At 63.4% G+C, this 23446-nt stretch carries 20 protein-coding genes; 15 read left to right on the top strand and 5 right to left on the bottom strand.

The genetic code is table 11. The features are described from left to right. Positions 1-33: 33 nt before the first annotated feature. A complete protein-coding gene (locus tag N0P34_RS05570; RefSeq protein ID WP_275606022.1) occupies positions 34-1302 on the bottom strand; it encodes an ABC transporter substrate-binding protein in 1269 nt (422 codons plus the stop codon). A 473-nt stretch (positions 1303-1775) separates the two neighbouring features. Here N0P34_RS05570 and N0P34_RS05565 point away from each other — a divergent pair, with 473 nt between their 5' ends. From N0P34_RS05565 to N0P34_RS05515, 11 genes are all read left to right on the top strand, one after another. Continuing rightward, positions 1776-2795 (top strand): substrate-binding domain-containing protein, encoded by a 1020-nt coding sequence (locus N0P34_RS05565; RefSeq protein ID WP_275606021.1) that lies wholly within the window; start codon positions 1776-1778, stop codon positions 2793-2795. A gap of 226 nt (positions 2796-3021) precedes the next feature. Next, positions 3022-4131 carry an extracellular solute-binding protein gene (locus N0P34_RS05560; RefSeq protein WP_275606020.1) on the top strand — a complete coding sequence of 370 codons (1110 nt, stop codon included), beginning with the start codon at positions 3022-3024 and terminating at the stop codon, positions 4129-4131. Between the two features lie 233 nt (positions 4132-4364). Beyond that, on the top strand, positions 4365-5243 hold the full coding sequence (locus tag N0P34_RS05555; protein WP_275606019.1) for an ABC transporter permease subunit: 879 nt from the start codon (positions 4365-4367) through the stop codon (positions 5241-5243). Next, on the top strand, positions 5240-6031 hold the full coding sequence (locus tag N0P34_RS05550; protein ID WP_275606018.1) for an ABC transporter permease subunit: 792 nt from the start codon (positions 5240-5242) through the stop codon (positions 6029-6031). The genes N0P34_RS05555 and N0P34_RS05550 overlap by 4 nt, the downstream gene beginning before the upstream one ends. A gap of 2 nt (positions 6032-6033) precedes the next feature. Then, the gene (locus N0P34_RS05545) at positions 6034-7035 is read left to right on the top strand and encodes an ABC transporter ATP-binding protein (RefSeq protein WP_275606017.1); all 1002 of its coding nucleotides are present in this window, start codon (positions 6034-6036) and stop codon (positions 7033-7035) included. Positions 7036-7167: 132 nt separating this feature from the next. Further along, positions 7168-8001, top strand: coding sequence for a 3-mercaptopyruvate sulfurtransferase (gene sseA / locus N0P34_RS05540; protein ID WP_275606016.1), 834 nt, complete (start codon positions 7168-7170; stop codon positions 7999-8001). Between the two features lie 163 nt (positions 8002-8164). Further along, positions 8165-9403, top strand: a complete 1239-nt coding sequence (locus tag N0P34_RS05535) for an efflux RND transporter periplasmic adaptor subunit (protein ID WP_275606015.1) — start codon at positions 8165-8167, stop codon at positions 9401-9403. Positions 9404-9417: 14 nt separating this feature from the next. After that, the gene (locus N0P34_RS05530) at positions 9418-12561 is read left to right on the top strand and encodes an efflux RND transporter permease subunit (protein ID WP_275606014.1); all 3144 of its coding nucleotides are present in this window, start codon (positions 9418-9420) and stop codon (positions 12559-12561) included. A 220-nt stretch (positions 12562-12781) separates the two neighbouring features. Further along, positions 12782-13492 (top strand): DNA helicase, encoded by a 711-nt coding sequence (locus tag N0P34_RS05525; protein ID WP_275606013.1) that lies wholly within the window; start codon positions 12782-12784, stop codon positions 13490-13492. A gap of 9 nt (positions 13493-13501) precedes the next feature. Beyond that, positions 13502-13882, top strand: a complete 381-nt coding sequence (locus N0P34_RS05520) for a GFA family protein (RefSeq protein WP_275606012.1) — start codon at positions 13502-13504, stop codon at positions 13880-13882. Positions 13883-13958: 76 nt separating this feature from the next. Next, positions 13959-14363, top strand: coding sequence for a VOC family protein (locus tag N0P34_RS05515; RefSeq protein WP_275606011.1), 405 nt, complete (start codon positions 13959-13961; stop codon positions 14361-14363). A 9-nt stretch (positions 14364-14372) separates the two neighbouring features. On the opposite strand, the gene N0P34_RS05510 is transcribed toward N0P34_RS05515, so the two are convergent. Next, complete coding sequence (locus N0P34_RS05510; RefSeq protein ID WP_275606010.1) at positions 14373-15059, bottom strand: YafY family protein; 687 nt, start codon at positions 15057-15059, stop codon at positions 14373-14375. A gap of 70 nt (positions 15060-15129) precedes the next feature. On the opposite strand from N0P34_RS05510, the gene N0P34_RS05505 reads away from it, so the two are divergent. Next, the gene (locus N0P34_RS05505) at positions 15130-15552 is read left to right on the top strand and encodes a VOC family protein (protein WP_275606009.1); all 423 of its coding nucleotides are present in this window, start codon (positions 15130-15132) and stop codon (positions 15550-15552) included. A gap of 62 nt (positions 15553-15614) precedes the next feature. On the opposite strand, the gene mmsB is transcribed toward N0P34_RS05505, so the two are convergent. From mmsB to chvE, 3 genes are all read right to left on the bottom strand, one after another. Continuing rightward, the gene (mmsB, locus tag N0P34_RS05500; protein ID WP_275606930.1) at positions 15615-16805 is read right to left on the bottom strand and encodes a multiple monosaccharide ABC transporter permease; all 1191 of its coding nucleotides are present in this window, start codon (positions 16803-16805) and stop codon (positions 15615-15617) included. Positions 16806-16885: 80 nt separating this feature from the next. After that, on the bottom strand, positions 16886-18418 hold the full coding sequence (gene mmsA / locus N0P34_RS05495) for a multiple monosaccharide ABC transporter ATP-binding protein (RefSeq protein WP_275606008.1): 1533 nt from the start codon (positions 18416-18418) through the stop codon (positions 16886-16888). Positions 18419-18586: 168 nt separating this feature from the next. After that, positions 18587-19654 (bottom strand): multiple monosaccharide ABC transporter substrate-binding protein, encoded by a 1068-nt coding sequence (gene chvE / locus N0P34_RS05490; protein ID WP_275606929.1) that lies wholly within the window; start codon positions 19652-19654, stop codon positions 18587-18589. 452 nt (positions 19655-20106) lie between these two features. On the opposite strand from chvE, the gene N0P34_RS05485 reads away from it, so the two are divergent. The 3 genes from N0P34_RS05485 (at position 20107) to N0P34_RS05475 (ending at position 23302) form a co-directional block, all read left to right on the top strand. Next, entirely contained in the window at positions 20107-20871 is a 765-nt protein-coding gene (locus N0P34_RS05485; protein ID WP_275606007.1) for an FCD domain-containing protein, read from the top strand. 65 nt (positions 20872-20936) lie between these two features. Continuing rightward, positions 20937-21890 carry a sugar-binding transcriptional regulator gene (locus N0P34_RS05480; RefSeq protein ID WP_275606006.1) on the top strand — a complete coding sequence of 318 codons (954 nt, stop codon included), beginning with the start codon at positions 20937-20939 and terminating at the stop codon, positions 21888-21890. 101 nt (positions 21891-21991) lie between these two features. After that, positions 21992-23302, top strand: coding sequence for a sugar ABC transporter substrate-binding protein (locus tag N0P34_RS05475; RefSeq protein ID WP_275606005.1), 1311 nt, complete (start codon positions 21992-21994; stop codon positions 23300-23302). The last annotated feature ends 144 nt before the right edge of the window (positions 23303-23446 follow it).

Genomic DNA, 23446 nt, shown 5'->3' with positions numbered 1-23446 from the left:
CCGTCCGCCTCATGTTCGACTGCCGGGGAGGTCTTACCAGCCGTCGCCCTTGAGCTCTTCGAGATCGGCTTCGAGAACTTCGAGGTTCTCGGCGGCCGTACCATTGCCCGAAAGCGTGGAGTGGACGGCGCTCCAGAACAGCGAAGAGACCTCGTTGTAATTGCCCTGGGTCGGCGCGGACGGACGCGGCACCGCGTTCTGGAAGATTTCCTTCCAGGCCGGGATGATCGGCTGGCCGGCGGCGATATCGGCGTCGTCATAGAGCGCTTCGATCGTCGGCAGGTTGGACTGCATCAGGGCGCGTTCCTTCTGCACTTCGGACGAGCTCAGATAGAGCGCCAGTTCGATGGCGGCATCCGGATCGGGCGAATACTTGGAAACGGCGACGTTCCAGCCACCCAGCGTTGCAGCCGATCGGGCATCGGGGCCGTCGCCTGCCGGCAGCGGCGCCACGTCGAACTTGCCGGCAATCGGCGAGTCGCCGCCATTGCCGAGCGAATAGGCATAGGGCCAGTTGCGATGGAACACGGCATTGCCGAGCTGCCAGACGCCGCGGCTTTCTTCTTCCATATAGGCCAGATTGCCTTCCGGAGAGATGGTGCCGATCCAGCTTGCCGCCATGTCGATGGCCTTGGCAGCCTGTTCGTTGTTGATCGAGATCGTGCCGTCGGCCTCGACGATCTGGCCGCCGCCATAGGACTTGACCCACTCGAGGGCATCGCAGGTCAGGCCTTCATAGGCATTGCCCTGGAACACGAAGCCCCACATTTCCGAATTGCCCTCGGCGCGCTCCGCATCCATGATTTCCTGGGCGGTCGTGGTCAGTTCGGCCCAGGTGGTCGGAACGGTCTTGCCGTGCTTTTCGAGCAGATCCTTGCGGTAGTAGAGCGCCGGAGCGTCGGTGAAGGCCGGCATGGCGACGAGCTTGCCGTTGACCGTCTGCGACTCGATGATGGAGGGGAAGTGGTCACCCACCACATCCTTGGCGGCTTCGGTGAGGTCGAGGAACTGATCGGCCAGTTGCGGTGCCCAGATCACGTCTGTCTGGTAGACGTCGATGTCGGTATTGCCGGCCGCAAGCCACAGCTTGTACTGGCCGAACTGGTCCGTCGTCGAGGACGGCATGGGCACGATGGTGACCTTATGGCCCGTATTCGCCTCGAATTTGTCGAGCTGGGTCCGCAGGAATTCGAGGCCATTGCCGGTATCGCCGGACACAATGGACAGCTCGGCGGCCTGGGCGGCGCCTGCCACCAGCGTCACGCTCGCCATCATGCCGATGAGCAGTTTCTTCAATGTCATTGGATTTCCTCCCGATAAACCATTGCGCATGTGGGGAGGATCAGGCGCAAGCGCTGGCGCGCCCGCCATTTTCCTCCCGAAAGACGCTTTGCCGACTTATTGCGTCAGGCTTTTTCAAAGCGCTTTGGATGAAAAAGAACCAGAGCGGCGCAATACTGTCAAGCTCCGCCAATCGTGATTTTAAGAACTCGGCCAGCAGAATTCATTTTTATCATTATTTCTCAACTACTTAAAGGTAAGCAGCCGGGGAATTGGTAAACTTGGACCATTCGCAGTCTGATGTACGCACCTCAGGATAGCGCGCAGCGCGCACCCACTTGCATCAAAAATTGAAATCGCTTTGAATAGTTTTCGGAGGAGATGGCAGACCACCCTTGTTCAATGGGTCCTGCCTGCCCTATTGGCGTGTGACGGACGGCTTTTCGGTCAACGAACCGACCGCCCCTGGCAAACCATTAGGGCCATACGCCACTATGAGACTAAAGGACCTTGCCGAACATCTTGGCCTGTCGCAGACCACCGTCAGCCGCGCGCTGAACGGCTATCCCGAGGTCAAGGAAGCCACGCGGCTCCGCGTGGCGGAGGCCGCCGATCAATTGGGATATCGGCCCAATGCCAGCGCTTTGCGGCTGGCCACCGGTCGCGCCGGCGCCATTGGGCTTGTCCTGCGCGGGGCGGACGAGCTTGGCCCACACATGTCCGAATTCCTCTCCGGGCTTGGCGCGCGCATGGCCAGCCAGGACATCGACATCCTGGTCACAACCGTTGCCAGCCAGGAGGAAGAACTCACCGCCTATCGGCGCCTCGCCGCCAGCCAGAAGGTCGATGCGATGATCCTGCATTCGCCCACGCTCACCGACGAGCGGGCCGAATTGCTGATCGAGCTCGGCATTCCCTTCGTGCTCCATGGCCGCACCAATATCAGCACGCCCGTGGCTTGGCTCGACATCGACAATACCAGCGCGCTGGAGCGGGCCACCGGCCATCTGCTCGATCTCGGCCACCGCCGTATTGCCCTGCTCAACGGCCTCAAGGGGCGCACTTTTGCCGAGCACAGGGAGCTCGGCTACCTCGCCGCCCTCTCTGCCCGGGGCGTATCCTTTGATCCCGCCTTGATGAGCAATTCCCCGTTCACCGACGAAGTGGCCTTCCGCACGGCGCAGGCCATGCTGGAATTGCGCCCCCGCCCCACCGCTTTCCTCGCCGGCTCGATGATGACCGCGCTTGGCGTCTTCCGCGCCATCCGCCAGGCGGGCATGGAACTGGGCACAGACGTTTCCATGATCGCCCATGACGACGTCTTCCCCTATCTCAACGCCGACAACATGTATCCGAGCATGTCCACCACCCGATCCTCGATCCGGCAGGCCGGCATGCGGATCGGCGATCTCGTCCTCCAGGTGCTGGGCGGCAAGCCCTCCGACGCGGTGCATGAGCTCTGGCCGGTCGAACTGGTCCTGCGCGAAAGCTCGGGCCCGGCGCCATTATTTTGACCATCTGGACGAAACTGTCACAATTGGGCAATGTCCCCCTACGGCTGGGAGGAGCCAAAGACAGGAGCCTGATGAGGCGAGCGACGGATTGCGGGCGGTGGCCCGGCCTCTTGGAAAGGCCGGATATCCCCAGGAACGACCCGTCATCGCTCTGTCATCGGCGCCATCTACTCCCTCGCCCGTTCGCTGGGCCAAGCCTCCGCGACAGCTTTTCAGGGAGTTTCAAATGACGTTCAAGTCTGCGCTCACCGCCTCCGTTTCAGTACTGACGGTACTCAGTCTCTCCGCTCCTGCCTTCGCCCAGGCCGACCTTGAAGCGCTCTATGAAGCGGCCAAGGCCGAGGGCCAGCTGACGACCATCGCCCTTCCCCATTCCTGGTGCAATTATGGCGGCATGATCGAGGGTTTTAAGGCCAAATATCCCGGCATCACGGTCAACGAGCTCAATCCGGACGCCGGCTCGGCCGACGAGCTCGAGGCTGTCCGCGCCAATAAAGGCAATACCGGCCCGCAGGCGCCAGACGTGCTCGATATCGGCCTCGCCTTCGGCCCCCAGGCCAAGGATGAAGGCCTGCTCCAGGCCTATAAGGTCTCCACCTGGGAAGAAATCCCCGACGACGCCAAGGACGCTGACGGCTTCTGGTATGGCGACTATTACGGCGTGCTCGCCTTCGGCATCAACAAGGACATCATCGACGGCGACAATCCCGCCTCCTGGGCCGATCTGATGAAGGACGACTACGCCAATTCGGTCGCCCTCGCCGGCGATCCCCGCACCGCCAACAACGCCATCATGTCGGTGTTTGCGGCAGGCCTCTCCACCGGCGCCGCACAGGATGCCGCCGCCCAGGCCGGTCTCGAATATTTCAAGGCTCTGAACGACAAGGGCAATTTCGTTCCCGTCGATGCCGAGGCCGCCGCCATTGCCCAGGGCACGACGCCCATCGCCGTCAACTGGGACTACAATCTCCTCGCGGCGCGCGACAATCTCAACGGCAACCCGCCGATCGACGTCGTCGTGCCCTCCGATGGCGTTGTGGCCGGCGTCTATGTCCAGGCCATCTCCGCCTTTGCGCCCCACCCCAACGCTGCCAAGCTCTGGATGGAATATCTCTATTCCGACGAAGGCCAGCTGCACTGGCTTGCAGGCTATTGCCACCCGATCCGCTTCAACGCGCTCGCGGACCAGGGCAAGCTGCCTGACGATCTGATGGCCAAGCTCCCGGCGGCCGAAAATTACGCCAAGGCTGTCTTCCCCTCCATCGAAGAGCAGAACGCCAACAAGGCCACCATCACCACCGGCTGGGACACCACCGTCGGCGCCAGCGTGCAGTAACTTCGACCCGTCCCGAAAGGGCAGATCGCTCCAGTGGAGCGATCTGAGGCGAGAAGCCATGAGGGCTATGCCCGAATGGCGCGCATCAGCTCCCTCACCCCACCCCTCTCCCCGGAGGGGCGAGGGAGCACATCAGTGATTGTGGCACCATATCGCCACAACCCAGGAGCGGTCCCCTCGCCCCTCCGGGGAGAGGGTTAGGGTGAGGGGCTTGGACGCTGGCCAACATAATTATGACTGACATTGCCGCACCGCCAAAACCCCGCCGCCGCATTCCCTGGGACGCGCTGGCCGTCGCGCCCTTCATCATCTTTGCGGTGATGTTCCTCTTCCTGCCCACCCTGTCGCTGGCGGTCACCGCCTTCACCGACCGGGCCGGCAATTTCACCCTCGACAATTTCGCCGGTCTCTTCTCCGACCAGATCATCGCCGCCTACTGGATTTCGATCCGCATTTCCGGCGCCTCGGCCATCATCGGCGCCGTGGTCGGCCTGGCCATAACCCTCGCCATCATTCGGGGTCGCCTGCCCTCGGGCATCCGCTCTGCCGTCATGACCTTCTCCGGTGTGGCCTCAAATTTCGCCGGCGTGCCGCTGGCCTTCGCCTTCATCGCCACACTTGGGCGGCTCGGGCTCGTTACCATCATCCTCAAGACCGTCTTCGGCTTCGACCTCTACCGCGCCGGCTTCAATCTGCTCAGCTTCTGGGGCCTCACCCTCACCTATCTCTATTTCCAGATCCCACTGATGGTGCTCATCATCGCCCCGGCGGTCGATGGCCTCAAAAAAGAGTGGAACGAGGCCGCGCAGATCCTTGGCGCCAGCCGCTGGCAGTTCTGGCGCTATATCGGCTTCCCGATCCTCTGGCCCAGCTTCCTCGGCACACTGTCCCTGCTCTTTGCCAATGCCTTCGGGGCCATCGCCACCGCCTGGGCGCTGACCGGGTCGAACCTCAACATCGTCACCGTGCTGCTCTACAACCAGATCCGCGGCGACGCGCTGCAAAACCCGGGCCTCGGCGCCGCGCTGGCCATCGGCATGATCGTCATTACCTCGCTCGCCAATGTCATTTATCTCGTCATTGCGGCCCGCGCCGAGAGGTGGATGAAATGAAGTCCGACCGCTTCTGGGCCTGGCTGGTTTTCGGCATCGGTGCCGCCTATTTCATCCTGCCGCTGATCGCGACCTTCGAATTCTCGCTGCGCATGCGCCGGGGCGAATACAGCTTCGACGCCTATGCATCGGTGTTTTCCGATCCCCGCTTCCACGCCAGCTTCGGCTATTCCATTGTCATCGGTCTGTTCACCATCGTGGTCGGCGTTCTGGTGGTCGTCCCGGCGGTTTATTACGTCCGTCTGCGCATGCCCTGGCTGCGGCCCCTGGTCGAGTTCATCACTCTCCTGCCTCTGGTTATTCCCGCGCTGATCCTCGTCTATGGCTATATCCGGCTCTACAATTCGAGCTCGATCATCCCCTTCACCGGCAGCGCTCTCGGCACCGATATCCTGCTCACCGGGGCGTATGTGACGCTCGCCCTGCCCTATATGTATCGTGCCGTCGACACCGGCATGCGCACCATCGATGTGAAGACCTTGACCGAGGCGGCCCAGATCATGGGTGCCAGCCAACTCACCATTATCTGGCGCATCATCTTGCCCAATATTCTCGTCGCCATTCTCTCCGGCGCTTTTTTGACCTTCGCCATCGTCATCGGCGAGTTCACCATTGCCAGCCTTCTCAACCGCCCGGCCTTCGGTCCCTATCTCGTCAATATCGGCACCAACCGCGCCTATGAGCCTGCGGCGCTCGCCATTATCGCCTTCATCATCACCTGGGGCGCCATGGGCATGATCAGTGTGCTCGGCCGCTTTGCCCCCCGCACCTCCGTCCGGAACGATTGACCATGCCCGCTTTTCTCGAAGTCCAGAATCTCGTCAAAAGCTTCGGGGCCACCACTGTGGTCAAGAATGTCGGCTTCGCCTTCGACAAGGGGGAATTCATCTCCCTCCTCGGCCCGTCCGGCTGCGGCAAGACCACAATCCTCCGGATGATCGCGGGCTTTGAGGCTCCCACCTCGGGCACTATTTGGGTCGAAGGCCAGGACATCACCCATTTAAAACCCAATCAGCGCAAGCTCGGCATGGTGTTCCAGGCTTATGCGCTGTTTCCCAATCTCAATGTCGGGGACAATATCGGCTTCGGCCTCAAGGTCGCGGGCATGCCGGCCGACGAGCGCCGTGCCCGCGTCGACGAAATGCTCAAACTCATCGGCCTCTCCGGCTACGAGAAGCGCTTCCCTTATGAAATGTCCGGCGGCCAGCAGCAGCGCGTCGCCCTCGCCCGCGCCATCGCGCCGCGTCCGCGGCTGCTGCTCCTCGACGAACCCCTCTCCGCGCTCGATGCCAAGATCCGCGTCTCCCTGCGCGAGGAAATCCGCGCCATTCAGCGCGATCTGGGCATCACCACTGTCTTCGTCACCCACGACCAGGAAGAGGCCCTTTCCATCTCCGACCGCGTCGTGGTCATGAATGCGGGCAATATCGAGCAATTGGGCACGCCGCACGAAGTCTACAACCGCCCGAAAACCCGCTTCGTCGCCACCTTTGTCGGCCAGCTCAATACGGTCCCCGCCACTCTGGTGGATCCTGCGGCTCCACGCGACCAGCTCCGCGCCATCCGCCCCGAAATGCTCTCGCTCTCGCCCCGCCCGGGGACGGATACGACACTCTCCGGAACCATCGAGGACGTGCACTTCCTCGGCTCCGTCGTTCGCCTGCGCATCGATGTCGGCGGCACAGCGCTCAGCGTCGATACGTTCAACGACCAGGCCAGCGCCCCGCCCCAGCGCGGCGATACCGCAACCCTCCATTTCGCCAGCAAGGATCTCCTCGCCCTGGCCGACTAGGAGCCTGCGCGTCCCTCCTGCTTTGGCACGGGAGACTGGGTTAGGGGTCGGCCATCCTCCGGACTCAAATTTGCCGTTTGACCCCGCCAGAACGCCAGACCATCCTGCGCCGAACAAGAACCGGAGTCGCTCATGCAAAGCCCATTCGTCACCACAGACTGGCTGGCCCAAAACCTTGCCGATCCCAGCGTGGTGGTCGTGGATGCCAGCTGGCACCTTCCCAATGCGGCCCGAAATGCCCAGGCCGAATATCTCGATGGCCATATCCCCGGCGCCGTCTTCTTCGACATCGACGGTATTGCCGATACGTCGAGCGACATGCCCCACATGCTGCCGTCCCCCGACGATTTCTCGCGCATGGTCGGCGCCCTTGGCATCAGCGATACCGACACTATCGTCATCTATGACGAACTCGGTCTGTTCAGCGCCCCCCGGGCCTGGTGGACCTTCCGCAGCTTTGGCGCCGAAAACGTCTATATCCTCGAAGGTGGCGGCCCCAAATGGCGCAGCGAACGCCGCCCGCTGGAAACCGGCCTCGTCGCCCGCACCAAGGCCAGTTTCGAGGCGCGCTTCAATCCCGACATGGTCACCGACTTCGAAACGGTGCAGGCGCGCAGCCGGGATGGCGCCGCCCAGATTCTCGACGCCCGACCCGCGCAGCGCTTCCATGCCGAAGTGCCCGAGCCCCGTGCCGGCCTCCGCGCCGGGCACATCCCCAATAGCCGGAACATTCCCGTCAGCCTGTTGTCGGAAGGCGGAAAAATGCGTCCGGTCGATCAGCTTCAGGCGCTCTTTGCCGAGCGCAGTGTCGATCTGTCCAAACCCATCGTCACCTCCTGCGGCTCGGGCGTGACCGCTTCGACCCTGGCCATGGCGCTCGAACTGGCCGGCGCGAAATCCGTCGCCCTTTATGACGGCTCCTGGGCCGAATGGGGCGCCCGCCCTGACGCCGAAGTGGAAAGCTGAGAGCTTCCCTACGCACTGCTCTTCCCCTCCCCCTACCAGGGGGAGACCGGGTGGGGGTGCCACGCCAACCAGCCCAAAAACAATTACGCGATTGTAATGCCCCAGCAAGTTCTCACCCTGCTATGGTCGCGCCATTGTTTTTCGTATTCCTCGTAGGTCTGGTTTGATCCGGCAGCTTCTCGTTTCCCTCGTCATCATCATTGCTGCGGCCTATGCCTGGCTCTATCTGGTCCCAGGTGCGCCGCAGACGGTCGCGTCCTGGGGCATTGCAGTCCCCTTTGCCCCGTCCGTCGCCGCCGCTGACACTGGCAATGCGGCGGCCCCCGGCGCGGGCGCACAGCGCGGCCCCGGCGGACCCGGCGGTGCGCAGGGCCGCCCTCCTGCCGCAGGCGGTGCAGGCGGCGGTCGCCCGGGCGGCTTTGCCGGCCGCGCCACCAATGTCATCACCAGCGCCGTCAAGCTTGCCACCATCAACGACACCCTCTCCTCCATCGGCGAGGGCACGCCCGTGCGCTCGGTCACCGTCACCGCCCCAGCCGGCGGTGAGCTCTCGGAAATCCTCGTCCGTCCAGGCCAGCGCGTCGAGGCCGGCACCATCATCGCCCGCTTCGATGACGCCGCCGAACAGATCGACTATGAGCGCGCGCTCCTCGCCGCCGAAGATGCCCGCTCGGCCTTCGCACGGACCTCCGGCCTCGCCAGTTCCAATGTCGTCGCCAACACCGCGGTTTCGGCCGCCCAGCTCGCCGTTTCAAATGCCGAACTGGCGCTGCGCAACGCCGAAATGGCGCTGGAACGGCGCACCATCACCAGCCCCATCGCCGGCACTATCGGCCTGATCCGCGTCTCCCCGGGCAATTTCGTCTCCGCCCAGACCGCGATCACCACCATCGACGATACATCGTCCATTCTCATCGATTTCTGGGTGCCCGAACGCTACGCCGCCCAGATCGCCCCCGGCATGCCGGTCGACGTCTCGGCCATCGCCCTGCCCGGCCGGACCTTTACCGGCGACATCTCCGCCGTCGACAGCCGCATCGATCCAGCCAGCCGCACGCTTCAGGTCCAGGCCGAAATCCCCAATACCGACGCGCTCCTGCGCTCCGGCATGAGCTTTACCGTCGCCCTGAGCTTCCCCGGCGAGGCCTTCCCGGCGGTCAATCCGCTGTCCATTCTCTGGTCGGCCGAAGGCTCCTATGTCTGGAAATACCAGGACGGCAAGGCCACCAAGGTCATGGCCGAAATCGTGCAGCGCAACAGCGACGGCGTGCTGGTGCGTGGCGAGTTGAACGAGGGCGACCCGATCATCACCGAGGGCATCCTGCAGCTCAGCGAAGGCGCCAGCGTCACCCTGCTCGACGGTCCCGATGGCAGCGGGGCCACCGCCCCCGCAACGAACTGAGAAAGAGGCCGCTCATGTCGATTGCCAGCAAGAACGAAAATGGCGGCTCGCTCGCCGCCCTCTTTGTCCGTCGTCCTGTCCTCGCCATTGTGGTCAATGCCATGATCGTGGTTGCCGGTCTGGCGGCCCTGCTCGGCATCGAGGTGCGCGAATTGCCCCGGGTGGAGCAGCCCGTCCTGTCTATCTCCACCAGCTTCCCCGGCGCCGCCGCCGAAACTGTTGATCGAGAAATCACGGCCTTGGTCGAAGGCGCCGTTGCGCGCGTCCAGGGCGTCACCTCTATTTCGTCGTCCTCCTCGGTGGGCAGCAGCCGCGTCACCCTCGAATTCTCTGACAGCACCAATCTCGATATCGCCACCTCAGACGTGCGCGATGCCCTCAGCCGCGTCACCCGCAGCCTGCCCGAGGATGTGAGCGAGCCCACGATCTTCAAGGCCGACAGCGATGCCCAGGCCATCATGCAATTGGCGGTCACCTCCGAGACCATGACAGTCGCCGAGTTGAGCGAACTGGTGGACGGCATCATTACCGAGCGCCTCAGCGCCGTCGAAGGCGTCGCCGAGGTCCAGGTCTACGGCACGCGCAGCACGGCCTTCGAGGTCGATATCGACCCGCTCAAGCTCGCCAGCCGCGGGCTCACCGTCGCCGATGTGCGCAATGCCCTGTCCACCATCGCCTTCGACGCGCCCGCAGGCTCCATCAACGGCCCCAACCAGAACATTTCCGTCCGCGCCATTTCCGAAATCACCGACCCGGCCGATTTCGAAGCCATCATCATCAATGGCCGCACCCGCCTCGGCGACGTCGCGACCGTCGTCTTCGACGCCGCTGCCAGCACCTCGGCCATCCGGGCCGATGGCCGCCCCGGCATCGGCATGGGCATCGTCCGCCAGGCCCAGTCCAATTCCGTCTCGATCTCCCATGCAGTCCACGCCGCAGTCGCGAGCCTCAATCAGACCCTGCCGCCCGGCGTCGCCATAAAAGTGTCGAGCGACGAGGCCGTCTTCATCGAAGGCGCCCTGCACGAGGTCGAGATTGCGCTCATCGTGGCGCTCGTCGTCGTCATCGCCATCATCTACCTCTTCCTGCTCGATTGGCGCGCCATTATCGTGCCGGCCATCTCCATGCCGATCGCCCTGCTCGGCGCCGTTGCCGGCATGTATGCGGCGGGCTTCTCGCTCAATATCATCACCCTGCTCGCCCTTGTGCTGGCCACCGGTCTCGTCGTCGACGACGCCATCGTGGTTCTCGAAAACATCGTGCGCCGCAAGGGCATGGGCGCCGGCCCGCGTGCCGCCGCCGTGCTCGGCACCAAGGAAGTGTTCTTCGCCGTCGTCGCCACCACACTGACCCTGGCAGCGGTTTTCGTCCCGCTGTCCTTCCTCGACGGGCAAACCGGCCGCCTCTTCCGCGAATTCGGCTTCACCCTTGCCATCGCCGTCCTGCTCTCCTCCGTGGTTGCGCTCTCCATGGGCCCCATGGTGGCCTCGCGACTGCTCAAGGCCGAGACCAGGACACATGGCGGCGGCCCCTTTGCCGCCATCGGCCACTTCTTTGCCCGCATTTACCGCTCGACGCTCGGCGTCGCCCTGCGCAATCCCCTGGTCATCATTATCGTTTCGCTGATCTTTGCCGGTTCCGCCGTCTATGTCTGGGGCAATATCCGTCAGGAAATCACCCCGCCCGAGGATCGCTCGCAGATCTCCCTGCGCGTCTCGGCGCCCAACACCGTCAGCCTAGATTTCGTCCGAACCCGCCTCGGTCAGGTCGAGTCCATGCTCCAGCCCTATGTCGAGAGCGGGGAGATACAATCCATCTTCGTTCTCTCCGGCTGGGGCAGCGGCGGCTCGCTCACTCTCACGCTCGCGCCCTGGAGCGAGCGTGACCGCAGCCAGCAGCAGATCGCCTCCGAAATCACCGCCCTCATGACCCAGGTTCCCGGGGTCCGTGCCTTCGTCGGCCAGGGCAATAGCCTGGGCATTCGCGGCGGCGGCTCGGGGCTGCAATTCGCCGTTGCCGGCTCGGACTATGCCGTGCTCGCCGAAACCGCCCAAACCATAGCCGACGCCCTCGACGCAGAGGGTGGCTTTGGTCGGGTCAGCGTCAATTTCGACACCAGCCAGCCCCAGCTGACCCTCACCGTCGACCGTGCCCGCGCGTCTGCCCTCGGCATCGACATCAACGGCCTCGCCACCACCATGCAGGCCATGATCGACGGCGCCAATGTCGGCTCCATCTTCATCAACGATCAGAGCTATTCGGTCCGCATGGTCTCGACCACCAATCCGGTCAACGACCCCCGCGATCTCGAAACCCTGTTCGTGCGCACCGGCGACGGCCGCTATGTGCCGATGTCGACCATCGCCACCCTCACCGAGGCCGCCGTGCCCCCCTCTCTCCGGCGTGAGGAGCAGCGTCGCGCCGTCACCGTCGCCGCCAGCCTCGAGGATGGCATGGCCCTGGGCGACGCCTATAACCGTCTGATCGAAATCGCCACGCCGCTCCTGCCCGAAGGCACCTCGATCCTGCCCATGGCCGAGGCCAAGACGCTTGGCGCCGCCAACAACGCGCTCTTCCTCACCTTCGGCTTTGCGCTGGTCATCATCCTCCTCGTGCTGGCGGCCCAGTTCGAGAGCTTCTGGAGCGCCATCATCGTCATGGCCACCGTGCCGTTCGGCCTGGCGGCCGGCGTCTGGGCCATCCTGCTGACCGGCGGCAGCCTCAATATCTTCAGCCAGATCGGCCTTGTCCTCGTGGTCGGCATCATGGCCAAGAACGGCATTCTCATCGTCGAGTTTGCCAATCAGCTGCGCGATCGTGGCATGCCGGTGCGCGAGGCCATCGAGGAAGCCTCCAACATCCGCCTGCGTCCCGTCGTCATGACCATGATCGCGACCATCGTCGGTGGCGTGCCGCTTGTCCTCGCCTCCGGGGCCGGCGCCGAAGCGCGCGCCGCGCTGGGCTGGGTGATGGTCGGCGGTCTCTCCTTTGCCGCCATCGCAACGCTCTATCTCACCCCGGTCGCCTATTTGCTTCTCGCGCGCTTCTCAAAGCCCAAGATCGAGGAAGAGGCCCGGCTCGAACGCGAACTCGACGCCGCAGAAACCGCAGCCGGTCAGGATCCGGATCTGCCGGCCAATCCCGTCCCGGCGGAATAACCTTGCCATCCGGGTGCGCCTGCCGCGCGCCCGGACACACCCAATGAGCCGACGATTGCGCGCTCGCGCCAATCGTGTAGCCTCATGGTCAGGCGATTCCCGCGCCTCCCCCCTCCAATGGGAAAGCAGTCTCCTGCAGGGCATGGAATTTTCCGCCACCCTTGTGTGAGCGCAGGCATGAGGAGGGATTGCTTCTACCGCTCGTCCCACGAGGTTTCCGATGAAGCTTTCCCAGCCCATCCACCGCCTGCGACGCCAGGCAAAGTCCCTGTCCCGCACCCGCGCCATTCCGCTCGGCGCCGCGCTCGATGTCCTCGCGCAGTCCGAGGGCTATAATCGCTGGAGCCATCTGGCCGCCGCCCATCCGGCCGCCACCGCTGCAGAACAATTGCTCGGCCGCCTCGCGCCCGGCGATCTCGTCCTCGTCGCCGGCCGGCGCGGCGAAGGCAAGACCCTTCTCGCGCTCGAGACCGCCCATTCCGCTGCCCGGCCGGGCTCCCCGTCCCATATCTATAGTCTCGAGTTCACGCGCGACGAGCTTGGCCAGCATCTCGACCGGATCGGCGCCAACCACGAAAATCTCGTCCTTGATTGCTCCGATGGCATCTCCGCCGCGACCATCAGCGAAGCACTGGCCGCCGTGCCTGCCGGCACTCTGGTGGTCATCGACTATCTGCAGGCGCTCGACCACGATCGCCGGAAGCCCGCGCTGAACGCGCAAATTTCGGCGCTGAAGGCCACGGCCCTGTCGCGCGGGCTGATGATAATCTTCATCTGCCAGGTCGATCGGTCCTTTCTGAAGACCGGCAGGCGCCATCCCGACCTGTCCGATATCCGCCTGCCCAACCCGCTCGATCTCTCGCACTTCGCCTTCGCCGCCTTTGTGAGCAATGGCGCCGTAAGGTTTCAACACCTGGCGCCCATCCCTTGAGGTCATGACATGCACCACGGCTCCTGCCTTTGCCGGGCAATCACCTTCACCGTGGCGGGCGAACTTGCCCCGCCCACGGCCTGCCACTGCACCAAGTGCCGCAAGCAGACCGGCCACTACGAGGCCGGCACCGATGTCCCCAAATCTGCCCTGACTGTGAGCGGCGAGGACAATCTGCGCTGGTATCAATCCTCCGAACATGTCCGTCGCGGCTTCTGCGCCGTTTGCGGTTCTTCGCTCTTCTTCGATCCGATCCATCTCGACTGGATCGGCATCTTCATGGGCGCCTTCGATGGCCCCACCAGGACCAGGCTGGCGCTCCACATCTTCGTGGCCGACAAGGGCGACTATTACGACATCGCCGACGGCGTCCCGCAAAACCTGCAATAAGGCTGGCCTCTGTCCATCGGCTGTAGGAACCGGTGGATGGAGGCGGCGTTTTCTCCTCGTTCAGGAGGATCCGATCATGCTTGATCACACCGGCATTGTCGTCACCGACCTCGCCCGCGCGCGCCGCTTCTACGACGCCATCGCCGCCGCACTCGGGCTGCAGACCATCGACAATGGTGATGAAGCCTTCCTCTTCGGCAAGAGCGCAGCCGAGCCCATTCCCTATCTCTGGATCGGCACCACCCGTCCTTCCTACTGGGTGGACGGCTCGCGCCCCGGCATCAACCAGATGCATATTGCCTTTCAGGCCAGGGACCAGGCGATGGTGGACGCATTTTACCAGGCGGCCCTCGCCAATGGCGGCACCGACAATGGTGCGCCGGGCCCACGCCAGGGTGCGGGTGCCTACTACGGCGCCTTCGTGCTCGACCCCGATGGCAACAATATCGAGGCCTGCGCCCGCGGGCAGGCGGCGCAATAGCCCTGCCGCTCAGCGACCGGCATTGAGCCGTTCGAGATAGTCGCGCAACAGGCTTGCCCGCCGGGGTCGGAAACTTTCTCCGGTGCGCACTGCCGCCGCGATGCGATCGGCCCGGAAAATCCGAAAATCCTGTCTCAGGCAGCACCAGGCCAGCACAGCCAGAACATGCTGATGATAGGCCAGCGCCAGCGGCCTGATCGTGCGCTCCGTCACCGACCCATCCGCATCGGCATAGCGGATCGCCACCGCCTCCTCCTGCCAGCAGCTTTGGCGAATGACGCCCATATCCACCGCCACCGCATAGCGCGCGGCCGGCCGATAGACCTGCGATATGGCATGGACCAAGTGCTGTTCCCTCTCATCTGGCAGGGTCGCCGCCACCTTGGCGAGGGCCGACCGGGCCGCCGCGGCCAGCTCGGGATCGCCCAGATGCTGCACTTCCGCGAGGCCCAGCACCAGAGCCTCGATCTCGATTCGATCGAAAGTCTGCGGTGGCAGCGCGAAATCTTCGATCAGCCGATAGCCATAGCCCCGCTCGCCATCGATCCGCGCCCCCGCCGCCCGCAGGCTGTCGATATCGCGATAGAGCGAGCGCAGGGATACCCCCGTCTCTTCGGCCAGCCGCGCCGCGGTCAGCGGCGCCGGCAGCACACGCATCGCCTGCAAAAGTCTCAGCAATCTGTCGGCGCGGGCCATCGCTCAACTGTCTGAAAGTGGCAGTTGGCTAGCCCTATAACAGCGCCATCAACCCCGCAAGGAACCAGCGATGAGCATCACCACCACCACCCACCTCAATTTCCGCAACTCGGCCCGCGAGGCCCTCTACTTCTACGCCTCTGTCTTCGGCGGCGAACCCGTTATCGCAACCCACGCCCAGGCCTATCCGTCATTCCCGCCCGAGGAGGCCGACCTCGTCGCCTTCGGCCAGCTCCAGAGCTCGAACGGCTTTTCCATAATGGCCTATGACGTCCCCGCCGCCCGCCCCTATGACGCCGGCATCGCCCCTATCTTCGTATCCATCCGCGGCAATGATGAAGCCGAACTCACCCGCTATTGGAACGGCCTCTCGGATGGCGCGACCATCATCCAGCCGCTTGCCCCCTCCGGCTGGACGCCCCTCTTCGGCATGCTCACCGACCGGTTCGGGGTCACCTTCGTCCTCGATATCGCCGTCGCCTACGCCGGGTGAAAACGCAAAAGGGCCGCCGGATATCCCCGGCGGCCCCCATCAAGTCCGGCGCCCGAGGGATCTCAGGCAGAACGGTTCTTGTTGTAGAGATCGAAGAACACGGCTGCGAGCAGCACCACGCCCTTGATCATCTGCTGCCAGTCGATATTGACGCCCATGATCGACATGCCATTGTTCATCACACCCATGATGAAGGCGCCGATCACCGCGCCCGCCACCTGGCCGACCCCGCCCAGCGCCGAGGCGCCGCCGATGAACACGGCCGCGATCACGTCGAGCTCCAGCCCCTGCCCGGCCTTGGGCGTCGCCGAATTGAGGCGCGCCGCATAGATCATGCCGGCAAGCGCTGCCAGCGCCCCCATGATGGCGAAGATGTAGAACGTCGTCCGTTCCGTCTTGATGCCCGAAAGCGCCGCCGCCTTGAGATTGCCCCCCAGCGCATAGATGCGCCGGCCGAAGGTCAGCCGCTTGGTGAGGAAGACGAAGCCGGCAATGAGGATGCCCATCACCACCAGCACATTGGGCAGGCCGCGATAGGATGCCAGCATATAGGCAAAAAACATCACCAGCGCCGTGATCACCACATTCTTGATGATGAACAGGCTGAACGGCTCGACGTCATAGCCGCGCGCGATGCGGCGGTTGCGCGTCCGGATGGCGAAGAACACCATAGCTACGATCGCCAGGATGGCGATGACCATCGTGGTCGTGTGCAGCGCCACCGGCTTGCCGTTCTCCGCCAGGATCGGCAGCACGGTCGGACCGATCAGATCGGGAATGAACCCCGCCGACAGCATCTGGAACTCGGCCGGGAACGGCCCGACGGACTTGCCCGCGAGGATGGCCAGCGACAGGCCCTTGAAAATCAGCATGCCCGCCAGGGTCACGATGAAAGCCGGCACCCTGTGATAGGCGATGATATAGCCCTGCGCCGCGCCGATCGCCGCCCCGGCCACAAGACAGATTGCCCCCGCCACGATCGGATGGGCCAGAAACGCCAGTTCGGGGGGAAACTTCCACCCCACCATGAGCATGGCGGCCAGCGCCCCGACGAAGCCGGAAACCGACCCCACGGACAGATCGATATGGCCAGCGACGATCACCAGCAGCATGCCCAGCGCCATCACGATGATATAGCTGTTCTGCAGGATGATATTGGTCAAATTCACCGGCTTGAACAGCACGCCGGCGGTAAAATACTGGAAGAACAGCATGATCAGGATCAGCGCCAGCAACAGGCCATAGTCCCGCATATTGGCGCGCAGCGCGCCCACCAGGCTCAACTCCTGGGATTGCGCCGGTGCGCCGGCCGCTTCAGGTGCGGTTTGAGTGGTCATGATGCCTTCCCTTCAGCCCGCACGATGGCGCGCATGATCTTTTCCTGGCTCGCATCGCTGGTGGGCATTTCGCCCACGATACGGCCTTCATTCATTACATAGAGGCGGTCGGTGATCCCCAGCAATTCGGGCATCTCCGAAGAGATCACGAGGATCGCCTTACCCTGCGCCGCCAGCTGGTTGATGATGGTGTAGATTTCGTATTTTGCCCCCACATCGATGCCGCGCGTGGGTTCATCGAGGATCAGCACGTCCGGATTGGCATAGAGCCATTTGGACAACACCACCTTTTGCTGGTTGCCGCCCGAGAGATTGCCGGTGACCTGATAGACGCTTGACGAGCGGATATTGGTCTTCCTGCGATAGTCGTTTGCCGCGTCGAGCTCGCCAAGGTCATCGATCACCCCCCAGCGCGACACGCCGGCCAGATTGGCGACGGTGATATTGTGCTTGATATGGTCGATGAGGTTAAGCCCGTAGGTCTTGCGATCTTCGGTGGCATAGGCAATGCCGTTTGCAATGGCCTTGCCAACGTTGGAAACGTCGATCTTCTTGCCGTTCCGGAAGACTTCGCCGCTGATCTTCTGGCCGTAGGATTTGCCAAAGAGGCTCATGGCGAATTCGGTTCGCCCCGATCCCATCAGCCCGGCAATGCCCACCACTTCGCCCCGGCGCAGGACGAGATTGACGTCCCGGATCATCTGGCGCTCGCGATGCTGGGGGTGGAAGACGTTCCAGTTGCGCACCTCCAGCACGACTTCGCCGATTTTTGGCGTGCGCGCGGGATAGCGGTCTTCGAGCGAGCGGCCCACCATGGAGGTGATGATCCGGTCCTCGGTGATCTGGTCGGTATCCATCGTCTCGATGGTGCGCCCGTCGCGGATCACCGTCACCCGGTCGGCAATCTTTGAGATCTCGTTCAGCTTGTGACTGATGATGATCGAGGTAATGCCCTGCTTCTTGAACTCGGTCAGAAGCTCGAGCAGCGCCTGGCTGTCCTTTTCCGAAAGCGAGGCTGTCGGTTCGTCGAGGATCAGCAATTGCACCTGCTTGGAGAGCGCCTTGGCGATCTCGACAAGCTGCTGCTTGCCCACACCGATATTGGTGATCAGCGTGTCCGGGTCCTCATTGAGCCCCACCATGCTCAACAGCTTGCGCGCTCCGTCCCGGGTCTCGTCCCAGTCGATCACGCCGCCCTTGGCCACTTCATTGCCGAGAAAAATGTTCTCGGCGATCGAGAGCAGCGGCACCAGCGCCAGCTCCTGGTGGATGATGACGATGCCCTTGTGCTCGCTGTCGCGAATGGACTTAAAATGCTGCTCGGCGCCCTGATAGATGATCTGGCCGTCATAGGAGCCATGCGGGTAAACCCCGCTCAGCACCTTCATCAGCGTCGATTTTCCAGCCCCGTTTTCCCCGCAAATGGCGTGGATTTCGCCTTCGCGCACGTCAAGATTGACGTCCTGCAGGGCTTTGACACCGGGAAATGTCTTGGTGATGCCGCGCATCTCCAGAATGGTATTTGTCATGCTGGTCCTGCCATGGGCGAATGCACTCCGACTGAATACACGCAACCGCGTTGAGCCCCCGGCCTCGGCCGGGCCAGTCTTCGACCCGACGAACGGCAATGCCCGTTCCTGGCGGATCTCGAACCGGAAAAGGCCCCGCTCGAGGCGGGGCCTTCCAATGCCTGCAGATTACTGCAGTTCTTCGGCCTTGATGTAGCCCGATGCGATGACGCGCTGTTCGTAATTGGTCGCGTCGACCTCATAGGGGGTCAGGAGAATCGACGGCACGACCTTGACGCCATTGTCATAGGTGGTGGTGTCGAGGCCGCTCGGCTCCTGGCCGGACAGGACGGTGTCGAGCAGCTGGGCGGTGTACTGGGCCAGCTCGCGCGTGTCCTTGAACACGGTCGAATACTGTTCACCGGCAATGATCGCCTTGACCGACGGCACTTCGGCGTCCTGGCCGGTGATGATCGGCCAGGCGAGGTCGCCCGAGCCATAGCCCACGCCGCGCAGCGAGGAGATGATACCGCGCGACAGACCGTCATAAGGAGCCAGCACGCCATGCACGCGGCTGCCGTCCGAGTAATTGGCCGACAGGATGTTGTCCATGCGCGCCTGTGCAACCGCACCGTCCCAACGCAGCGTGCCGACCACGTCCATGCCCATCTGGCCGGACTTGACGACGACGTCGCCACTGTCGATCAGCGGCTGCAGCACAGCCATCGCGCCATCATAGAAGAAGAAGGCGTTGTTGTCGTCGGGCGAGCCGCCGAACAGTTCGACGTTCCACGGCTTGTCATCGGGGAAGCGCTCGTTGAGACCCTTCACCAGGCTGTTGGCCTGCAGCACACCAACCTCGAAATTGTCGAAGGTGGTGTAGTAGTCCACATTGCCGCTCTCGCGGATCAGGCGGTCATAGGCAACGACCTTGACGCCCTGGTCTGCAGCCTGCTGCAGCACGGCCGAGAGCGTGGTGCCATCGATCGAGGCGATCACGAGGGCATCGACGCCCTTGGTCACCATGTTTTCGATCTGTGCGAGCTGGTTGGGGATATCGTCTTCCGCATACTGCAGGTCGACCGTATAGCCCATGCCTTCCAGCGCGGACTTGAGCTCGTTACCGTCCGAGATCCAGCGCAGCGACGACTGGGTCGGCATGGCGATGCCCACGGAACCCTTGTCCTGCGCAAAGGCGCCGGAGAATGCGGTCGCGGCCATTGCGCCAGCTGCGATCAGCGTCACCAGAGATTTCATAACCTTCACGTCTCGACTCCCTTTTCGATTCTTAGCGATTGATGTGTTCAGTGTGCGGGGCCCTTCCCCGTCCGGCCGGATAGCTTGCTGAACCTGCGGAAAACGCACCTGCCGCAGAACGAACGGCAGCCGGCTCTTGCCGGGCATCACACCCGAGCGTCACCCTGATCTGCATCATTTCCTCCCACGGGCGCCCTCTCGCGCCAGGGCTCTCCCAAGCCATGCGACATAAGTATGATAATCAGATAGGGCTGTAAAGACGCTCGATCTTCATGTGCACATTTTTTCGATGATCGAATTAATTTTGGCTACAAAGAAAGCCAGCATTTCCGCGGTTGCGACCGTCAAAATCTGTGTCTACGATGACGGCGAAGCGTCATATTGCAAACGTCACGGCGTGGTTCCACACTCGAAAATCGGCAAACATATCTGATATCTTTGGGAGAAACTGCGTGAGCATCATTGGCGGATCGCGCTCCGATACCAGCGCGGCAAGCACTGTGGCGGACGATCTCGCACGCTGGATATTGTCTGAACTCAGCCCCGGCCAGAACATGCCGAGCGAAGCCGAACTGGCCGAACGCTACGCCGTCAGTCGCCTGACCATTCGGGAGGCGGTAAAGCTGCTCGAGGGTCGGCGCCTGCTCGAATTGGCGCGTGGTCGCCGCGCCGTCGTGCGCGAACCCGACGGCTCCGCCTTCTCCGACTTCCTGAGTTCGATCATTCGCTATGATCCCAAGGGTCTGTTCGATCTGGTGGAGGTCCGACTCTCGCTCGAAGTGCAATCGGCCACCCAGGCTGCCAAGCGCGCCAATCGCGCCGGCATCATCGCCGTCGAAAACGCCCTCGAAGGGATGTGCAAATCCATCGGCGAGGACGGGAATTTTGCCGATATCGAGGCCGAGCAGCGGTTCCACGCTTCCGATTTCGGCTTCCACGAGGCCGTCGCCCTGGCGAGCGGCAATCGCGTGCTGAGCTATCTTTTCGAGGCCATGGCCACGCCCCTGCGCGAGGGTTTTCTCATCAGCCACCGCGGCCACACCTATCGTGGCCACACCCCACAGGACACGATCACCGCACACCAGCGCATTCTGGACGCCATCCGTGCCGGAAACGCGCGCGCTGCCGGCGAGGCCATGCGTCTCCACCTTCGGGATACCGAGCGCGATATTCGCACCGCCCTATCCCGCGGCGTCTCGCCCGACGAAAAAGACTGACCGCAAAGACCTTGCGATCAACCTCGTCATGTCCGAATAATCCCGCCGATTAACCGGACCAGATGATGCCAGCCCGACAGGAAAACACCACGAGCCGCCTCGACGACGCCGCCCGCGCCGGCTGGCTCTACTATGTCGCCGGCAATACGCAGGAAGAGATCGCCACCAAGATGGGCATTTCGCGCCAGTCGGCGCAGCGCCTCGTCTCGCTTTCCGTCAGCGAGGGCCTCGTAAAAGTCCGGCTCGATCACCCCATCGGCCGCTGCATGGATTTTGCCGAGCGCCTGCGCCATCGCTATGGCCTCGACCTCAGCGAGGTCGTGCCCTCCGATCCCGCTTCGACCTCCTCCACCCTGGGCCTCGCCGAAGCCGGCGCCACCGAGATCGAGCGCTGCCTCAAGGCCATCGAGCCGACCATTATCGCCATCGGCACCGGCCGCACGCTCAAGGCCGCCATCGAACAACTCCAGCCCATGGAATGCCCGCACCACAAGGTCGTTTCCCTCACCGGCAACATCGCCCCGGACGGCTCCGCCGCCTTCTACAACGTCATTTTCAACGTCGCCGACACGGTCAAGGCCCGCTCTTTCCCCATGCCCCTGCCGGTCTTTGCCTCCTCGGCCAGCGAGCGCGAACTGCTGCACGCCCAGCCGATGATCGCGGCCACGCTCGATCTCGCCGCCCGCGCCAGCACGACTTTTGTCGGCGTCGGCCACCTCGATGATGACGCCCCCCTTCTCCTCGACGGTTTCATCACAAGCGACGAACAAGTCGAGCTCGCCCGCTCCGGCGCTGTCGGGGAAATCTGCGGCTGGGTCTACGACGCCGAAGGCCGGCTGATCGACGGGCCCACCAATGCCCGAGTCGCCTCCGCCCCCATCCCGCCCCGCGAAAACGGCCGTGTCATCGCGCTCGCCATGGGCCGGCGCAAGGCCGCCGCCATCCGCGCCGCCCTCACCAGCCGCCTGATCAACGGTCTCATCACCGACGAGGACACCGCCGCCCTCCTCCTCGCCTGATTTTTCTATCTGGGCATTTGCTCCGGCTTGACACTTTTGCCCAAGTGATGAACATTTGCCCAAGACAGGAGCAAAAACTCGCTTCGTCTTGGGAGGACTTCATGAAACTGACACCCCTTTTCGTGGGCGCGATCACTCTTGCGCTGGTCGGCACGGCCTCGGCGCAGACGCTCACCATCGCCACCGTCAACAATGGCGACATGATCCGCATGCAGAACCTGTCCCCGGCCTTCACCGAGGAAACCGGCATCGAGCTCAATTGGGTCGTGCTCGAGGAAAACACCCTTCGCCAGAACGTCACCACCGACATCGCCACCAATGGCGGCCAATACGACATCATGACCATCGGCACCTATGAAGCGCCGATCTGGGCCAAGCAGAATTGGCTGAAACCCCTCGACGCGCTCTCCGCCGACGCCAATTACGATGTCGACGATCTGCTCCCGGCCATCCGCGCGGGCCTCTCGGTCGACGGCAAGCTCTATGCCGCACCCTTCTACGGCGAGAGCTCCTTCATCATGTATCGCACCGATCTGATGGAAAAAGCCGGGCTCACCATGCCGGATGCCCCAACCTGGGAATTCATCGGCGAGGCCGCCCGCGCCATGACCGATCGCGCCAATGACATCAACGGCATCTGCCTGCGCGGCAAGGCCGGCTGGGGAGAGAACATGGCCTTCCTCACCGCCATGTCCAATTCCTTCGGCGCCCGCTGGTTCGATGAAAACTGGCAGCCCCAGTTCGATCAGCCCGCCTGGAAGAATACGCTCGATACTTATCTCTCGCTCATGGCCGATGCCGGTCCCTCCGGCGCCTCGTCCAATGGCTTTAATGAAAACCTGACCCTCTTCCAGCAGGGCAAGTGCGGCATGTGGATCGACGCCACCGTCGCTGCCTCCTTCGTCACCAATCCCAACGACTCCACCGTCGCCGACAAGGTCGGCTTCGCCCAGGCGCCCGATACCGGCCTCGGCAAGCGCGGCAACTGGCTCTGGGCCTGGTCCCTCGCCATCCCCGCCTCCTCGCAGAACGCGGAAGCGGCCGAGAAATTCATCAATTGGGCCACGTCCAAGGACTACCTCGCCCTCGTCGCTGAAAAGGAAGGCTGGGCCAACGTGCCTCCGGGCACCCGCACCTCGCTCTACGAAAACCCCGAATACCAGGCAGCCGCGCCCTTCGCCGCCATGACCCTGGCCTCGATCAATTCGGCCAATCCGTCCGAACCCACCGTTGATCCCGTGCCCTATACCGGCGTCCAGTTCGTCGCCATCCCCGAGTTCGCCGGCATCGCCACCAATGTGGGCCAACTCTTCTCGGCGGCCCTCGCCGGCCAGATGTCCGCCGACGACGCCCTCGCCCAGGCCCAGGAAGCCACCCGCCGCGACATGACCCGCGCCGGCTACATCAAATAGAGCCTCCCTCTTCACCTCTCCCCTGAGGGGAGAGGTCGGCGCGCAGCGACGGGTGAGGGGTCAAGCCTTTCGGCTCAAGCCGAGACGTATACCCCTCACCCTAGCCCTCTCCCCTCAGGGGAGAGGGGACCAGTTTCGTGATTG

Origin of the sequence: Devosia sp. FJ2-5-3, assembly GCF_029201545.1 — a bacterium.
Taxonomy (GTDB): Bacteria; Pseudomonadota; Alphaproteobacteria; order Rhizobiales; family Devosiaceae; genus Devosia.
This window is presented reverse-complemented; position numbering and strand designations above follow the sequence as displayed.

Bases quoted from the DNA above. Each gene is read 5' to 3' on its own strand.
- N0P34_RS05570 (WP_275606022.1), bottom strand. From the start codon at position 1,302: ATGACATTGAAGAAACTGCTCATCGGCATGATGGCGAGCGTGACGCTG.
- N0P34_RS05565 (WP_275606021.1), top strand. From the start codon at position 1,776: ATGAGACTAAAGGACCTTGCCGAACATCTTGGCCTGTCGCAGACCACC.
- N0P34_RS05560 (WP_275606020.1), top strand. From the start codon at position 3,022: ATGACGTTCAAGTCTGCGCTCACCGCCTCCGTTTCAGTACTGACGGTA.
- N0P34_RS05555 (WP_275606019.1), top strand. From the start codon at position 4,365: ATGACTGACATTGCCGCACCGCCAAAACCCCGCCGCCGCATTCCCTGG.
- N0P34_RS05550 (WP_275606018.1), top strand. From the start codon at position 5,240: ATGAAGTCCGACCGCTTCTGGGCCTGGCTGGTTTTCGGCATCGGTGCC.
- N0P34_RS05545 (WP_275606017.1), top strand. From the start codon at position 6,034: ATGCCCGCTTTTCTCGAAGTCCAGAATCTCGTCAAAAGCTTCGGGGCC.
- sseA (WP_275606016.1), top strand. From the start codon at position 7,168: ATGCAAAGCCCATTCGTCACCACAGACTGGCTGGCCCAAAACCTTGCC.
- N0P34_RS05530 (WP_275606014.1), top strand. From the start codon at position 9,418: ATGTCGATTGCCAGCAAGAACGAAAATGGCGGCTCGCTCGCCGCCCTC.
- N0P34_RS05525 (WP_275606013.1), top strand. From the start codon at position 12,782: ATGAAGCTTTCCCAGCCCATCCACCGCCTGCGACGCCAGGCAAAGTCC.
- N0P34_RS05520 (WP_275606012.1), top strand. From the start codon at position 13,502: ATGCACCACGGCTCCTGCCTTTGCCGGGCAATCACCTTCACCGTGGCG.
- N0P34_RS05515 (WP_275606011.1), top strand. From the start codon at position 13,959: ATGCTTGATCACACCGGCATTGTCGTCACCGACCTCGCCCGCGCGCGC.
- N0P34_RS05510 (WP_275606010.1), bottom strand. From the start codon at position 15,059: ATGGCCCGCGCCGACAGATTGCTGAGACTTTTGCAGGCGATGCGTGTG.
- N0P34_RS05505 (WP_275606009.1), top strand. From the start codon at position 15,130: ATGAGCATCACCACCACCACCCACCTCAATTTCCGCAACTCGGCCCGC.
- mmsB (WP_275606930.1), bottom strand. From the start codon at position 16,805: ATGCGGGACTATGGCCTGTTGCTGGCGCTGATCCTGATCATGCTGTTC.
- mmsA (WP_275606008.1), bottom strand. From the start codon at position 18,418: ATGACAAATACCATTCTGGAGATGCGCGGCATCACCAAGACATTTCCC.
- chvE (WP_275606929.1), bottom strand. From the start codon at position 19,654: ATGAAATCTCTGGTGACGCTGATCGCAGCTGGCGCAATGGCCGCGACC.
- N0P34_RS05480 (WP_275606006.1), top strand. From the start codon at position 20,937: ATGCCAGCCCGACAGGAAAACACCACGAGCCGCCTCGACGACGCCGCC.
- N0P34_RS05475 (WP_275606005.1), top strand. From the start codon at position 21,992: ATGAAACTGACACCCCTTTTCGTGGGCGCGATCACTCTTGCGCTGGTC.